Genomic DNA, 16,164 nt, shown 5'->3' with positions numbered 1-16,164 from the left:
CGAACCCGCGCCGACCAGCACCCCACGGCCGCGACTCGGGATTACAGAATCCTCGGGATAGTCGCGGGGTTTGCGGACCCGCGCCGGCACGATCGCGGTGCCGTAGTGGTCGGCCAGTTGCTGGTAGCGGACGTTGACAGCCCTGGCCGCCTCGCCCTTGGCCTGCCGGTGGGTGGCGGTGGTCGGGTTGTCGGGCACCACCATCTGCGGCGTCCCGCCGAAGAAGTCGAACGCTGCGACGTGAGCGTCGATCCACGACGGGGACTTCATATCCGTAAAACCGCGACAGAACACCGCACCGGAGTACGGCAGCACCGCCACGAACAAGTACAGCTTGGTGACCTCACCGGTGACCGCGTCGAGGACCTCGAGGGTGTCGCCGGCCCAGTCGACCAGCATCGTCCTGCCGGGTTCGTGATGCAGCGTGGCCACGACGTCCTTGATGCGGGCGTGGTCGGCGAACAGGGCGCAGTACTGGGAGTACCCGTACTTCTTCCCGGCCCCGACGGGGTCCGCGAGATATTTGCCCCAGGCCTGCTGGATGGTGAAGTGCCGGTTGAACTTCATCGACGCCAGCACCCGATCAAAATCGGGCTTGGTGTAGTCCTCCGAGACGCGTTTGCGCCCGTCGGGGAACATCCCGGCGATCTCGGCCGGGTTCATCGACGCCGCTTGGCCGGCGGTGATGCCGTACGCGGTGATCGTCTTCTTCACCGCCGCGATCTCCCGACGCGAACACCCGACGGCGGCGACGATCTCGCTGTAGCTATGCCCGGCAAGCGCCAACGTCATGATGGCCTTGTACTCGGCCACATCAGCCTCCTCAAATAGGAAGAAGCGGCGCAGTCGCGCCGCCTCACCCCGAGCAGACCACCCCGCCCGCCCCAAGGAGTACCGAGTCGCCGGAATCGAAGTACCGGATCGCCGGACTAGGCGTACCCACTAGCCCTATCTGCCACTCAGCGACAACGGTGCCTGCTACAAGTCCCGCATCTGGCACAACACCTGCCAAACCTGGACATCAGTGTGAAAAAGACCCGCCCGTACCGCCCGCAAACAAACGGCAAGATCGAGCGCTTCCACCGCACCCTCGCCGACGGCTGGGGCTACGCCCGCTGCTACTCCAGCGAGCACGAACGCCGGCACCGACTACCGGCCTTCATCCACGAATACAATCACCACCGGCCCCACACCGCCTGCGGGAACCAGCCACCGGTCAGCCGCTTAACCAACCTCCCCGGTCAGCACACCTAACCACGCGTCACGAAGCGCCAACATGCTGGACGTGCTTGGCAAGCGCGTCGCGGAACTCGTCAGGAACTCGCAGTGTGCTGGCCTGAAGCCGGGTGTAGAAACCGTTAGCTGCACCGAACGACAGTGGCTGGACTCCATATTTGTCCAGTAACCCCGTCAGCGATTGCGGCGCCGACTTGTCCACCGGCCGCTCAGAGAGGTCCCACGCTTCCCGTATCCCACTGAGGGACGCCGCTGCCGACGGCCATCGCCCCCCTGCACTAAGCGGACGCCGAGCTACGTCGACCGGACTCTTCGGGCTATGCAGACCGCGGCCGATCCATTCGGACACTGGCACCGACACTGCGTTCCCGACCATTTTCCATCGGACGCCTTGCTTGGCAACGCCGTTTGTCCACCCTGATCGAAAACCCTGGAGACGCTCGCCCGCTTCGATGCTCGGACGCGCGATTGCTTCACCTACTTCTTGTCCCACTCTCCACACAGCGGGCGGTGATGCGATTCCGAGTTTCGATCCCCCCTTGAGCGTGGGCGTCACCCCCGCACCCCATCCGACGCCTTTGTTTCCTTCAGTCCAGTAGAAGCCGTAAGCGCTGTGGCTGGCCCTGGGTCGTGGCGGACCTGCTTCTTCGCTGAAGAGAACCCCCCTGGGATCTTCGCTCCGAGACGCAACCAAGAAGACGCGGCGACGGCGCTGACGCAAACCGAAGTTCTGCGAATCCACGGTCCGATACGCCCAGTTCCATCCTCTCTCTTCGAACCATTCAGCGATGAAGGACATGGCTGCTCCCCCACCGAGGCTCAACATGTTCGGCACGTTCTCAAGAACAACCCATCGCGGCGGCGTCTTCTCGATAAGGCGGAAGGCTTCTCGAACGAGGCCGGACTCGTTACCGTCGATCCCGGCCATCCGGCCGACCTGGCTTAGATCGGTGCAGGGGAACCCCGCGGTGACAACCTCAACCGATGGGAGTGACTTTAGGTCACGGATGTCGCCAACGAGGTCGGCGTCGAACCGCCTCTTCAGCACGTTAGCTGCGGGATCCCAGTACTCGCAAAGCAGCTCAGTATCGATGCCGGCGCGCTGGAGACCCACCTCGAAGCCACCGATACCAGCGAAGAGTCCCACAGAGCGCATGTGTACATCCTCGAGCATGAGTCAATAGCCGTAACCTTCGGGTCGTTCAGTAGGCGACAAGCGCACCGTGCTCGTAGAGGGTTTCCAACTGTCGCACGAGGTCATCCGCGACGGCCGCATCATGGCTGAGGAGGCCGCACTCAAGGTTCAGCTTTGCGGCGGCGTTGGAGAAGTTGGCACTGGTAACCAGTGCGGAGGCTCGGTCAACGACGACGAGCTTCGCATGCTGAAGAGGTACGTATTCTCCCACCACTTCTGGGGCGTACACCCACACCCTCGCGCCAGCAAGCGTCTTGGGAACCGCGCCACCATTCTTCTCCTGCATTCCACGGTCGACGATGACGGTGACGGCGACTCCACGATCGATGGCGTGTGCCAATGCCTGGACATAATCCGATCCGGCGCCGGCGGAGTAGGTCGCCGCGTACACAGTCGCGGTCGCCCTGTTGATCAGTTCGGCGACGGCGAGCGTCGTTCGACCGCCTAGGCCCGGCAGGGTTGGGGCGGTCCAGACCGGTTCGGGCCCTGGCCTTCGGGGAACGGCGGCAATTCCGTCGAGGACAGCAGCTGCTAGCTCAACACTTCCTGCCTCCAAGGCCAGGGCCGTGAGCAGCGCCTTGACCTCGGGTCGGTTGACTGCGAAGGCACGCTGCGCGGCTAGGTGTGGCAGCCGCTGCTGACGTAGGGCGGCCGCAATCGCTCCTGCCTCGGCGGGAGTAAGCAGTTCGCCCAGTCGGGCGACGGGCGTCACCGATCAGTCCCCAAGAATCGGGAGCAGCAGTCCCGGCGTAGCGACGTCGGGGTCCACCATCAGGTCAAGGAGCAATCGTCTGTCCAAAAACCGGTTAGTTCGCTCACAGCTGGTTTCACTGACGAACAGGCAGAAGTGGCAGGCGGCGCCATGGAGGAAATCCTCCTTGCCCCGAGGGCGCCGGTGAGAGCAAACCGGATCACTTGAGCATCGACCGCCCCGCCTGATCGCGTCGTGGACAAGCGCCCCAAGTCGTTCCGGACGCGACAGATCGACAAGACCACCGAGCGTTCCTTCGCTGTCGGACGCCGTCGTGGTAATGAGCAAACCGGCCGCAGCCGGGCGGTCGCCGTCCTTACGCCATGCGTAGATCCGTTCGGTGAGACTGGCCGAGCCGTAGCCACTCGACATCGCCGCTTCCCTGATCAATAGGTGAGACAGCGAATGGATCGCCCAATACCGTGGTGGCGGAAATCGGCTGTCGGGATCAATCGTGCTGTCGGAAGTTTTGCTGGTCCGGCGCTTGAAGTTGAGCTCGTGAGCACGGCGGTACGTCTCCCAGATATCCAGCTCAAGGATCTTGTTCTCCCATGCAACCACGGTCGGTTCGTCGAATCGCAAGAAAAAACCTTCGCCACGGTCTTCGGTAGCTGGCACCCAGGTCGGTCGGCCATCGCGGGTGAGCGGCGCGACCCTGTTCTTGCTGTCGTCGATACGGTCGAGCGCATCAATCCGTGTGAAACCGACAAATGCGTTGACCTTCTTGAGCTTCTCGACGGCCACAACCTCAGGGATGAGCGGCATCAAGCTCTCAGGTACCGCTCGGCGGACAGCACGGAAGTCCGCCGACCCGGAATGCTTGGTGTACTTCTCCTCGTTGGTGAGCACGAGCCACTCAGGCAACAAGATGTCACTTGGATCGGTGCTCACCGCAGCGGCTGGGGCCGGGATGACAGCGCCCTTCAGCGTCTCTATCGCCTCCCACAAAACATCGTCGGTGGCGTTCCCAAAGATCTCGTTCTGTGTGAGGCTCCCAGCCCATCCGCGGAATCCGGCAAGCGCTTCCTTCGCGGTCGCTGATGCGATGACTTCGGGTGGAAGTGCCTGGAGAACCGGCAAAAGGTCGATTACGGAAGCCACTTCTTCGCGGGGCAAGGCGAGTAGTCCAACCGTGGAGGCGAACCACTGGTTGGCTGCCCCAAGCATCATCAGCTTTCCCGACTGATCGCACTGGTAGAAAGCGTCCAGGTGCGCGTGCCTGCCACGGCAGTGCGGCAACTTTTCGGCGGCCTTAGGGCCAGTAGCTTCCAGCATCCCTCGCCGAGCATCGCAGGACAGACAGCTGATCTGGACGTCAGGACCAAGGTTGCTCTTCCACTCACGCATCCGGAGCTGCGGAATCTTGGCGTTCGGGCAGTTGCGACCGCGGTGAACCCACGCGACGTACGGGAACTCGTCGATATGACCATTGACGCAGGCGATCAAATAGCGAGCAGGCACCGCTGCTTGCTCCCGACCCTTTCTAGCTTTCGCCCTGCCTGAGCCCGGGCTCCAGCCTTTGCAGTCCTTGTGAATGAACGTCGCCTGGTCCGGCCGGTATTTCAGCACGTTCTTGAACTCGAAGATCGGGTGACTGACTGGCGCGAGCAGGTTACACCCTGTGCAGCGCAACCATTGGGGGAAGACTCGTGCTGGGATTCCGAGGTCGATCGCTTCGTCTCCAAACCCGCCTGGCGCTTCGGGCGCCCACGGTGCTTTGCGGAGCTGGGTCACTTGGGCGCCGAGATAGGCCCGGACCAGATCTAGTAGGCGTGGTTCGACAACCAGGTCTGCGCCCCCGGGACGTCGGTCGTAGTAGCGCTGCCAAGCGTCCAGACCGTGCGGCATGACCGAAAGGTGTGGCAGGTCGACGGTGGCACCGATGCCCGAGGTGTAAAGCAGTGCTGACGGGCGCACCGAACCAACTTTGCTGCGGTTCTTGGTGGTCTTGCCCTCGATGTCAGCAATCGGGTTGAGCTCCGCCAATCCGACAGTAATTGGCGCCAGGCCACCGTCTGCTGCCCCGGATTCGTCATGTGCGTCGCTCACGCGTCATCTCCCTTCGGGAACTCCCATGTCGGGGCAGCAGCCGGCTCCTTGAATGCAAGGTTGGCCGGCGCCGGGCTCACAAGAAGATTGAACTCAGGCTGGACCTCTCGCATCGAATTGGCGACGACGAACACTCGGTCTGCCGGCGTCGTCACGGTGGTCTCTGGGCTGATCAGGAGCGGCCATTCGACCTGGTCCTTTCGGGGACGTTCATAGACGAGAGAGCCACCATACTCATTTGCCTTCTCGTACCAACGATCAAGGCGTTGAAGCAGCTTCTGACGCATGCGATCGAGCGCCTGCGAATCCGGCGCAGCAGGCTGTGCCCTTGTGATCAACCGGTCGACGATGTTCTGAGCTGCAGACAGTTTGCTGAGTACCTCCCCAGCGCCGACAGCCGGGGACAGCGACGAAGGCTGGCCCTCGTCGAGGACCCTAATTGCGCTCACCATCATGCCCATCAAGCCCCGTTCCATTGCAGTGTCGGAATAGGGAGTAACACTCAGGGCCTCGACCTGTGCATAGAACGTCTCGTGGTAGTGTCTGAACGACTCAAAATGCGACATGTCGCGGGGGCGTGACCAGTTCATGAGCGACACCACGAGCCCCGGCTTTCGGGCATCACGACCAACGCGTGACGAAGCCTGGATGTACTCGGCGGTGTTCTTCGGCTGCCCAACAACCAGCATCAGACCGAGTCTTGGAACGTCAACGCCGACTTGAAGCATCGACGTGGCCAAGACCACGTCAAAGGGGGACGGCGGAGACTTTGGTGCCGGCAGCTTTGCTTCAAGCGCAGCTCGATATGCCTTGCCATAAGCGGCCTTCCCCCGGGTTGTCCAGCGATCACCGAACGGGACCGAGAGACGGTCGAGCGTTTTGGAGACTTCTTCAGCCGAGATCCGAGAGGTGAGCTCGCCGATCGCGAGTCGGGTCCAGTCGGTGGTTCGGCGCGGGAACGGTTCGGTGTTGCCAGCGACACGCGTGGTGACATCGTCATCCAGGTATCGGCGCATGCCGGCCAGTTCGCGCGTGGCGGAGAAGTAGCCGACGGTAGTCAGATAAGGGTCCGCTGCGTCGCCGTGTTCGTCGAGGAGCTTTTGACCTGCCAGCAGCAGAACCTCCGACATCCGGATCTCGGCGAGTGTCAGCCTGATGCCGTGGGCGCAGACCCCGAGATACTTGCGTCCCGGATTGTCATCCGAAACGTCCTTCTCCTTTGAGAAGAAGGTGTCGCGCACGTCAAGCACCTGAGGCGGGAAGACCGCCACCCCACGCCCGTAAAGCGCAGTGACCTGGTTCAGAGCGTTCCGCACCGTGGCCGTAGACGCAACCACTAGCGGACGAACGGTAGTGCCATCCTGCTCGTAAGAGGACAGCACATCGACAGCGTTCTCGAAGACACCGACTGCTGTTCCGAGCGCGCCGGTGATCAAGTGCAGCTCGTCCTGGATGATCAGGTCCGGCGGACGCAAACGGTTCACCGGTTGGAAGGTCACCTTCGGGTAACTGACGCCACCCACTGTTCTAGCGGTGTGCGACTGAGACGACTCCTTGCACGCACCTCGGCTGTCGGGATGACGGTAGCCGTGGCGCGCGCACCGCTCGGACACATACCCGAAGAGGCTGGCTGCCTCACCCTCGCGGGCCAGCCGAGCGAACTTGTCGACCGTGGCAAGGAGGAACGTCGGCGGATTCCTATAGAGCTCGTCGTCGACGGTCGTGATTGGCAATGGACCCGCGCCCCCGTCGAGGGAGAACGGGCAGAGGCCCTTGCGGTCACCGCAGCGCACCTCGATCCGCTCAGTCGCGCTGACGGTGTGTAGGTCCCGCTTCGGATCGATCTTGGAGCCACACCACGGGCACCGCTGCAACTGGAGGACGGTCAGCCCGTGCGTCTTTGCGGTGTCCTGTCGAGCGGTCTCCACCTGTTCCTTCGCGTCGGCGTAGCGCTTGGGGCTGACGGCCGAACCGACCCACAGGCCGATGCTGAAGGGCCGGTCGCCCCAGGTGGACGGATCAGCCTGACGCATCAGCTCCGCAGCACACACCAGCGCAGCTGCTCGCTGGAACTGCTGGGATGTGAGCAGGCGCAACGTGTAGCGCATGAGGACCGCCACGCCGTCGCCTCCGTCCAAGGCTCCGTCGTCGGTCTGGATGACCCCTTGGAGACGTCGGATCGCGAACGTGAATGCCGCGAGACCGAGATACGCCTCCGTCTTACCGCCACCAGTTGGAAAGAACAGCAGCTCGACGTTGGCGGCAGGACCGCTGCGGAATCCGTCGGTCGAGTCGGCGAGGGCCGGCAACTGCAGCAAAATGAACGCGAGCTGGAACGGTCGCCAGCGAGCCGCGTCGTCGCCGACCTTCTCTACTTCAGCGACCGCGTCCTCAATCGACAGCGTCCCGCGCTCGGACCGCTTCGCGGCAACCTGAGAGCGCATCCGTTGGTCACGCATGGTCTGGTTCATGAACCGGAATGCCTGGAGCGCCTGCGGGTTCGTCTTGAGTAGTTCGAGCCCAGCTTCCAACCGAGACACCACGAGTCCCGCCTCACCGATCGCCTCTTCCGCGATCCCCTGAAGGTGATTCGGTAGGTGAGCGGCTATCGAAACCTGCTTGTCGAGCCACTCCCGGTAGCCGTCAACGAGCGACATAAAGGCCTCTTCGACACCGTCATGCTCAAGGCCCATGAGAACCCGCATCGCCGTTTCTGCCTCGCCCCCGCTGCCTGCGACGGTCTGCGGAACGTCAGCTGTCGGCAGCCAGAGCGTCTCAACAGAGGTTGCGCGCCGCAGTGAGTCGCCCTCAGCATCGAATCCTTCCGCCCAAGCGACCGAGGCCGTGCGGCCGATAGCGAACTCGAGCCGGTGGCGGTACTGCAGGTCGAGCCGCTGACGTTCCGGGTCGAGCTCGTCATAGCCATCGGCGAGCACGTCACGCGTCGGCAGAAACACAGCGTCGCCACTGTTGGCCTCGACCTTGAGTTTGGTCTGGAAGAGCCAATCCCCCGGCGGTGCGTCCAGCGCGGTGGTGCGGTCATTGGAGACCGCCAGCTCTACGATTGTGCGGTCGTCTCGCGGATAGAGTTCCACCCGCAGCGTCACATCAGCATCGATCGCGATCGGCGGTAGCGCCACATGGCTGTCGTGATTCCGTACGTCGATCTCGGCGGTACGCTCGAACGGGATGCGCCGCGAAAACTGGACCTTCCGGCCGTCTTCGTTCTCCTGACGGAACGACTCGTAGCGGCCCCATGACGCGGTGACGGTCAGGACCCCACAATCGCGTGGGACCTGGAACCGCAGGCCCATCGATGAGGGATGCGTCAACGCGCCCTTCGCACCCTCGTCCCGCTCTTCGCCATCCTCGGCGGGATCTTCATCCGTAGGTACCGGGACGCCGGACTGGCCGTTGGCCACAGGGTCCAGGTCGCTGAGGGTGAGACCTGTTTCTGCCGGGTCCGAACCGTCGTCAACTCCGGCGGTGGCTTCCAGCGCGGGGTCGATGGTGACCGGCGCCAGAGAACCGACCATGTACGCCGCACGCGGCGTCCCCTTAATCTCCTCCTCGGGGCCGTTGCGCGGACCGAGCAGTTCTTGCTCGATCAACGCCACTAAGTCGGCACGGACGACGGTTGATGCACTGACGCTCATGCGAGGAGTATGTCCTGTCCTGTCGATGCATCCTGGGTCGGCACATCCTGTCCCTCGGATCGGGCGCGTTCGTGATTCTCTTCCAGCATCTTGTCGAGGAGAGCGCCCCTGAGAACGTCTGGCCAACTCCATCTGACAGCCTGGCGATACTCCGAGAAGTCGAGTCTAAGTTCGATATTTTGCCAGCCGTAAGCTTCAAGCATCGCTCGATCGACTTCTAGGTGGATCTCCCGAAGTCGAATTATCTCGGGGCGAAGGCAGTACGGGTCATGCACATCGTTGTAAACAGCCGTAAGTCCAATGCTTCGCTCAAGCATCACTCGCTCGCGGTGCGACTCAAGGAGTCGCCCCGCCTCCGCTAGACGATCAGTCAGCCTAGGCATAGGGAACGTTTCAAGAACGTCGGAGATGGTGTAGCGAACCCGCGTCTCCAGGGTCGACCCGTAGGTAACCGCCCATGTGTGATGGAAGGTTGAGGAAAAGATTGCAAGATGCGCGTCACTATTGACGGTGAACACTTCCAGTGCGTTACTGCACACCACGCCGGCCTGCACGCGGACCGGCATCACTGGCTTACTGACGATAGTCAAGACCATCATGCGATCGAAGCCGCTTACGGCTTCACGCCAGGTATGTCCCCACTGCGCAAAGCGCCACCATTTCTCCCGCCGCTCCGGATTTTTGTCGTTCGCTCGTGCCGCCTTGCTGTTAATTGAAGCATGCTCAAATGGCAACGTGTAGCGCGCTGCACGCTCCTTCTCCCAGTCAGCGAAGTCGACCACCCACCTGGATGGCGACAGATCGGGACGCGAATTAACGTCCTCGCCACTGAGGTATGGTCGGAGAACCTCGCGGTTACGCCCGTCTGCGTCGATCCAAGAAGCCGCGACAGCCGGCGACACCAGCAGACCGGTGCCGAGAGGTATGGCGCCTTGGTATGCCAAACCAACGTTGGCTTGTAGCCGTATTGGTTTCCCAATCATGCGCCCCACCGGCTCGAGAAGCGTCGTCACCCCAGAACACCGGATGCCGCCTACCGTCGCTTGCCAACCCCGCTCAGGCACTACCGCCGTCATATGCACCGAAGCGTACTCCAGGCTCGCGAATACGGACGGCCACTTTTTGCTCTTGAACGCGCGATAGATTCGCATGCCAACGCGTTCAAGTTGATCCAAGGACGACTCTCGAGTGTCACCCTCCGAGATTGTATTGGTCGTTATCATTCCAACAACTCCGCTAGATCTCCGGAGCAGCCACGCGCGAAGGACGAAATAGGCAACCAGATCGCTCTTGCCCGGCGACTTTGCCGCAGAAACGTTCACGATGAAGTCGCGGACATTCTTGCCCATCGCGGGAGTGATCTTCTTAAATCCCAGAAAAGGCGGATTTCCGATGATCGCATCGAATCCACCCCGCTCAACAATCACGTCCGGGGCCTCAATAATCCAATGTAACGGCTGCCACCGCTCATAGTCGGTCTCGACTGTCGGCGTCAAACCCAAAGCGATGCGGTCGAGAAGTTTCGTCGGGTCGCCGAATGAACCGTCGACCGGGTAGGCCTCATGCAATTGCCAGGACAGCGTTTTGTAAGCGTCATCAAGCTGTCTCCCCGATTTTCCGCCTAACGGCAGCGCAGTAGCGATTATACCATCCGCGATGAGCCGGAGCTCAGCGGTCGTCTGCCGGAACTGCTCCAGTAATCGCGCCTTCGCTCGCGAAGACCGCATCGGGTCTCGGTCGTCGACGGGACTCGCCAACTCCAGTCTCAGCCGAGTCGCAGCGGAAATCTTCGTATCAACATCGATTAGAAGTTGTTGCTGCTTGTTCGCTGGATTCGGCGCGATATGTAGATCGCGCAGCTGATCGAGCGAGGTCAGGCCAAGAAGAGAGTTACCGCAGAAGATTTTGTCGTCGACGAACGAGAACGGCTTGGTCTTGTCCATGGAAATCAGCCAAAGGGACAGCTTGCACATCTCGACGGCCATCGGGTTAATGTCAGCGCCGTAGAGGGAGCGGGCTATTACCTCCCGCAGCGCGTGGCGGCGCAGCTCCTCGGCATCTAAAGCAAACTTGTCGAGCATGCCCTCGTCGATCCACGCCTCGACGAGACGTTCCGAGAGGAATCGGGCTGCGGCCACAAGAAACGCACCAGATCCGGCCGCTATATCGGCGACCCTCAGGTCGAGAATCGCGGCGGCAGACTTAAGCTTCCATTCGTGATCGTCATTGGTCTGAAGCGGTCCCGGCTCGTATACGAGTGGCTGCAGGGCGTGGAACACGACCTCCTCGGCTAAAGACCTAGGTGTGTAGTGAGCTCCTGCATTTTTACGCGATGGCGTCTCGATCACGACAAGGCCGCCGACGGGTATGACCAGTGGGATGTTGCGCAAGTCGCGGCGAATTAGGTTTCCCCAGCTGACCAGGCTCTCCAGCAGGTCTCGGTCGCCGGCTGCGACCGGGGCCAGCATCCTGACCAGTTCCGCGCGATCATCGCCGGCCGCTTCCCATTCGACCAGTTTAGTCAGTGCGGAGATGCTTTTCCCGGTCGCTGCGGGCTGGTTCACCTTCAACCAAGCAACGAGCGCGCGGGCGAACTCCTTGGAGTCGCCGCCGTGCTCGTCGTACAGGTCGTTGATGGTCGCTAATGCGATCTCCGGTTCTGCACCGTCCTTTCCGACGAGACCGAGGATGATGTCGTCGGCGGCCTCGGCGCAGGAATATCCAAGGAGGCCCTCGTAGATATAACCAATCTGCTCGACGTCGATCTCGCGGAATGAAATCCTGCGCCGCTCACCGTTTGCGACGACGGACTGCACCGATTCCAACACATGAAGCATTACGCGGTCGGACACTCTGAGTCGGAGCCCGTGACTGTCCGTGGCATGAAGCCATGGAAAGCGCTCTGAGTCGAGCAGCGAACCGCCGTACGCGGGCATCCGCATCTCGTCGTAATTGACTCCGCCGTGCAGTGCCTCGCTGACGGCGAGCAGCCTGTGCCACGCGTCGTAGCTCTCATCGAGGTGCTCTTCCCCGCCGGCCGCCTGTGCACGAAGATTATCGAGGAGGCCGTTGATGGCGTACGAGTCCCAGTAAAGTTGCTCGGTTGGAAGCATGTCGCGCTCTTCGGCGAAGAGCAGAAAGACGATCCGCATCATCACGGTCACGGCAGCTTGGTAGATGTCGTCCGGCTTCTCGGTGAGGGGATCCGGATTACCCGCCTTGATTGCCTCAAGTCGAGCCTCGGAGAAGGCTTGGACGAGGAGTTCGACTGACCGGCGCACCTGGGTGCCGAGCGCCTCGGTGATCTCCTCGGCCTCAAGTTCGCTGCGCTCGAAGAGCCGGGACAGGCGCTGCTCGGCGTCGGAGGCACGAAAGCGGCGTTGGTTGATCAAAGTGAAGAACGCGTCGCGAATTAGCGGTTCCTCGGCCCACGTCAGCGCGTTCACCATTCCGGAGCCGGTTGGTTTTTCGTCCTTGGCCCACACCAGCGCCCACCATTGACCGTCGGTGACGATGCCGACCTCGACCTGTGCCTTGCGAAGCAACATGGCCAGGCGGTCGATTTCGTTGGCCGCCCAACCGTCGAGGCCAGCGTTGCGCAGACCGGAGGTGGGGTCGCACACCCGCAGTAACGCTGCCGTTTCGCCCTCGCGCCCCTTGAGCGCGCAGGTCGCGGCAACGGTGATCTGCTCGCCTGGCGAGCGGACCGCGATGTCCGAAACCGAGAATAGGTCGTTCCACTCGGCCATGCCGGAAAGGACGACGTCTATCCAGGCCCGCCGTACGACGTCGTAGGCATCCTTCGACTCGGGTGTCTTGGGTTGCTCGACGTAGTGGTCGAAGGCGCGCTGCCATTGGGCGTACGCCTGCTTGAACATCATTAAGCGGTCATCGGTGTCGCCGAGACGGTCGACGCCGCTGGGCCACATGTCCTTGAGTACCGGGTAGGCAAGGAATGGTCCGTCGACGTCGACCTGAGAAAGCCAGTCGCTGTGATTGTCGGTACTCTTGAGCGTGCGCTTCCTCATCGAATCGCCAGTCCGTTCTCCACGTCGTGCGGGGCAAGGGCGAAGATCACGGCGGCCGGGAACTCCCATGTGCGGATGTCGTCGTACCGCGTGTCAACGGCCGTTAGCTCCCGGTCACGTTCCTCGTCCAGGGCGTCTATGCGACGACGGATCTCTCGCAGGTCGCGCTCGCTCTGGCGGCGCTCGTCCTCGAACAGGGTGAGCTGGGGGTCGCCGTCCATGACCTCCGCCTCTCTGAGCGCACCACGCAGCGTCTGGCGGAACCGATCGAAGATCTCATGTACGCGTGCGCGGTCTGTCTCGCGCCGGTCGACGAGGTGTGCTTCAACGTCTCTGCGGCGTCGCGCGGCGCGGTCGCCGATGGCCTGCTGGACGCGGGCGCGGAGGCCGTCGTCTCTCTCGGTGTTCCAGGCCGCGGCAATCTGCGCGGCAAACGCCGGCGCGACACCCACGAGGTCTGCGCGGTCGAGCGCCGACTCCAGCAGTTCCTCGGCACGGTGCTCGCCCACTGCTTGCCGGCGTGCGAGCCGGGTGCCGGCAAGGAACACTTCCTCATGGAGGCGCAAACCGGCACGCCCGACCAGGACGAGCCGGGTGACTGCGACGGCGTAGGACTCTTCAAGGCCGGGAACGACGGTGGCAGTCACTCGTTCCAACGCCCGGTCACCGCCCCAGAGCGCGGAGCGGAGGCGCCGAGTCGAGCGCTGGAGCAGCGGAGAACCAAGATGCATATAGACGACCTCAGGGTCCTCCTTCAACACCTGAGGATCGAAGGAAATCGGACGGGGTTTGGTCTTCTTCTCGTCCAAGCGGGTGTAGAGACCGCGGGTGACCTGCTCCCAGGAGTTGTCCAGATTCGGCAGTCGGAACACAGGTACATCAGTATCTTCGGACCCGACGAGTTCAAGCGGCGGAAGATGGTTGAGCTCGAACGCGGTCTCGACCACGCGCTGGAGGTTCTCGGGGCGAAGGTGGAGTCTCTCTCGACTCTCGGCGAGATTCTGCTCGAGTCGTGCCAACTCTGCGTTGAGCACCTTTTCACCGCCCATCATGCCGGCGATCGGATCTTTCTCTGCCTGGGCGCGGCGACTCTTGAGCACCTCGCCTCCGAACTGGCGTTGCAGGTCGGGCGCGATGATCTCGTTCGCCGAGCCCAGGTCGCGCATGATCTGGTCGATCTTGACCGCGACGCGGGCCAGCAAGTCGACGTCCTTGCTGAGCGCGCTCTCGCCACCGGTGACCGGAGCGAAGTGGCGGATGTCAGGGGCCCTGGTTTGGCCGTAGCGGTCGACTCGGCCGATTCGCTGCTCAAGGCGATTAGGGTTGAACGGGATATCGAAGTTGATCAGCCGGTGGCAGTGGTTCTGCAGGTCGATGCCCTCGCCAGCCGCGTCGGTGGCCAGCAGGATCCGGACAGACGTCTTGGCTGGGTTCTCGTTGAAACGGGCGCGAATCAGTTCACGGGTCTCGGCCTCCGTGCCGCCGTCGATGATCTCGACACGGTCGTCTTCGTAGCCTTGCTGGCGCAGGATGTCGCGGACCCACCGCAGAGTATCGACATACTCCGTGAAGATGACGAGGCGCTCGTTGCTCCAGTCGCCATGCGATCGGAGCGTGCCTTCGACGTACGAGAGCAGCGCCTCAAGCCTTGAGTCGGGCCGCCCATCGAACCGGTGGCCCCACTCGCTGAGCCAGTCGAGATCTGCTACATCTTCCTCGGTGAGAGGGGGTAGCGAGCTTTTCGCCTCGCGCAGCGCCTCAAGCTCGGGCTGGTCGACCTTGCCCTCCTCTAGATCGTCGGAGTCGGGACCGAAAATCTCGTCGTAGTCGAGGTCAAATTCGAGGTCGAGCCCCCGGGTGCGGGTGTCGCGGTAGACGTCGATGGTCCGTGCGAATGCGACGGGCGAGGAGAAGAACCGCTTCTTCAGCAGCAGTGTCGCCATGTCCCTAGCCGAGCGGCTCCCGTCGTCCGTAGCGACTGCCTTGTCCCTCCGTTGGGTGAAGGCGAGAAGTCGGTCGTAAGCCGCGGACTCGCCGGCTGTCGGGGTGTACGGCAGCTGGCTGACCTTACGTTCGACAAACCCCTTCGCTTCCTTAAGATCACTCTTGAGGCGACGAACCGCGACCTCATCAAGGGCCACCGGGTCGATCTTGTTGCCGCGGACGAACCGCTGGGGATCGATCATCTCCAGAAGTGCAGTGAACGACTCCGTGTATCCGTTGTGCGGGGTGGCGCTGAGGAAAAGACGGTGCTCAGACCGCTCTGCGATCTCTCGAACGGCGCGGGTCCGCTGGGAGTCGACCGCGTATCCCCTGCGCTCCTGCCCGACCTTATTGGTGCGCACCGGACTGCTCGGGGCCACGTGGTGCGCCTCGTCGACGACAAGGATGTCGAAGGCGAAGCGCTGGGTGGTGTCGGCGAACGCGGCTCGGAGCAGTCGCTGAGCCCGCTGCCCGGGCAGCCATGCCATCGAGACGATGATCCGAGGGAAAAGCGTGAACGGGTTCGCGTGGACGCCATGGGATCGGCGTACATCCTTCATGGTCTCCGAATTGACGACGGTGAAGTCGAGGCCGAACTTTTCCTGCATCTCGTCTTGCCACTTGAAGGCCAGGCCCGCAGGGCAGACCACGAGCACGGTCCGGGCGCGATGACGCAGGAGGAGCTCCTGGATTACCAGACCGGCCTCGATCGTCTTGCCAAGGCCGACATCATCAGCGAGCAGCAAATTGGCGCGCGGGCTCGCCAAGGCTCGCTTGAGTGGAGTGAGTTGGTACGGCTCGACGTTGGCACCACTGCGGAATGGGGCCTGGACCGTGCCATCGTCGGCGCTGGTGATCGCGCCCCAACGCAACGCGTCGATGAAGGCCGCGAGCCTATTGGGATCGTCGAACCTCTCGGGATCGATATCCACAGGAAGACCGAGGTGAGCCAGCGCGCTGCGACCTTGCTCAAGCTCCCAAACTACTCTGAGCTCGTGCCCGAGTCTGTCCTCCTGCACGGACTGGAGGGTGACTGCATGCTGAAGTTGCGAGGCAGCATCGTCGGCAGTGCTCCGACCCAACCCTTGCTGCTGCACGTCGACGACGGCCCAGTTGGCCCCGCGCACGGTAACAATCTGTCCGACTTCGGGCACGGCCACGGGCGGAATCACAACTTCAGTCACACTAAATAACACTAACCCCGCTGATTCACGGGCCGGTGTGACTGCTGCTGTCGGGTGACGGCGGGCTTGTTTTCGCGTAAGG

The 16,164-nt window shown here is 62.5% G+C and carries 7 protein-coding genes and 1 pseudogene; 1 reads left to right on the top strand and 7 read right to left on the bottom strand.

Features of this window, described 5'->3' with window-relative positions; all coding sequences use genetic code 11:
- A partial coding sequence (locus ABD250_RS14035) for a DDE-type integrase/transposase/recombinase (protein WP_344392864.1) occupies positions 1-813 on the bottom strand: 813 nt, incomplete at its 3' end.
- A gap of 145 nt (positions 814-958) precedes the next feature.
- On the opposite strand from ABD250_RS14035, the pseudogene ABD250_RS14030 reads away from it, so the two are divergent.
- A pseudogene (locus tag ABD250_RS14030) lies at positions 959-1,254 on the top strand (integrase core domain-containing protein); the annotation flags it as partial.
- A gap of 7 nt (positions 1,255-1,261) precedes the next feature.
- Here ABD250_RS14030 and ABD250_RS14025 read toward each other — a convergent pair.
- The 6 genes from ABD250_RS14025 to drmD are packed head-to-tail and all read right to left on the bottom strand — an operon-like array spanning position 1,262 to position 16,082.
- On the bottom strand, positions 1,262-2,392 hold the full coding sequence (locus ABD250_RS14025) for a DNA (cytosine-5-)-methyltransferase (RefSeq protein ID WP_182659038.1): 1,131 nt from the start codon (positions 2,390-2,392) through the stop codon (positions 1,262-1,264).
- Between the two features lie 46 nt (positions 2,393-2,438).
- Positions 2,439-3,143: a DISARM system phospholipase D-like protein DrmC gene (gene drmC / locus ABD250_RS14020; RefSeq protein ID WP_338404214.1), complete on the bottom strand. Its 705-nt coding sequence runs from the start codon at positions 3,141-3,143 to the stop codon at positions 2,439-2,441.
- A gap of 3 nt (positions 3,144-3,146) precedes the next feature.
- Complete coding sequence (drmB, locus tag ABD250_RS14015; RefSeq protein WP_182659035.1) at positions 3,147-5,231, bottom strand: DrmB family protein; 2,085 nt, start codon at positions 5,229-5,231, stop codon at positions 3,147-3,149.
- Positions 5,228-8,887, bottom strand: a complete 3,660-nt coding sequence (gene drmA, locus ABD250_RS14010; RefSeq protein ID WP_182659034.1) for a DISARM system helicase DrmA — start codon at positions 8,885-8,887, stop codon at positions 5,228-5,230. The genes drmB and drmA overlap by 4 nt, the downstream gene beginning before the upstream one ends.
- Positions 8,884-12,915, bottom strand: coding sequence for an Eco57I restriction-modification methylase domain-containing protein (locus ABD250_RS14005; protein ID WP_182659033.1), 4,032 nt, complete (start codon positions 12,913-12,915; stop codon positions 8,884-8,886). Before ABD250_RS14005 ends, drmA begins: the two co-directional genes overlap by 4 nt.
- On the bottom strand, positions 12,912-16,082 hold the full coding sequence (drmD, locus tag ABD250_RS14000) for a DISARM system SNF2-like helicase DrmD (RefSeq protein ID WP_338404213.1): 3,171 nt from the start codon (positions 16,080-16,082) through the stop codon (positions 12,912-12,914). Before drmD ends, ABD250_RS14005 begins: the two co-directional genes overlap by 4 nt.
- Positions 16,083-16,164: the final 82 nt, after the last annotated feature.

Source organism: Dietzia cercidiphylli (genome assembly GCF_039531545.1).
Lineage (GTDB): Bacteria > Actinomycetota > Actinomycetes > Mycobacteriales > Mycobacteriaceae > Dietzia > Dietzia natronolimnaea.
This window is presented reverse-complemented; position numbering and strand designations above follow the sequence as displayed.

Excerpts from the sequence above, each read along its gene's own strand:
- ABD250_RS14005 (WP_182659033.1), bottom strand. The coding sequence starts at position 12,915 with ATGAGGAAGCGCACGCTCAAGAGTACCGACAATCACAGCGACTGGCTT.
- ABD250_RS14025 (WP_182659038.1), bottom strand. The coding sequence starts at position 2,392 with ATGCGCTCTGTGGGACTCTTCGCTGGTATCGGTGGCTTCGAGGTGGGT.
- drmA (WP_182659034.1), bottom strand. The coding sequence starts at position 8,887 with ATGAGCGTCAGTGCATCAACCGTCGTCCGTGCCGACTTAGTGGCGTTG.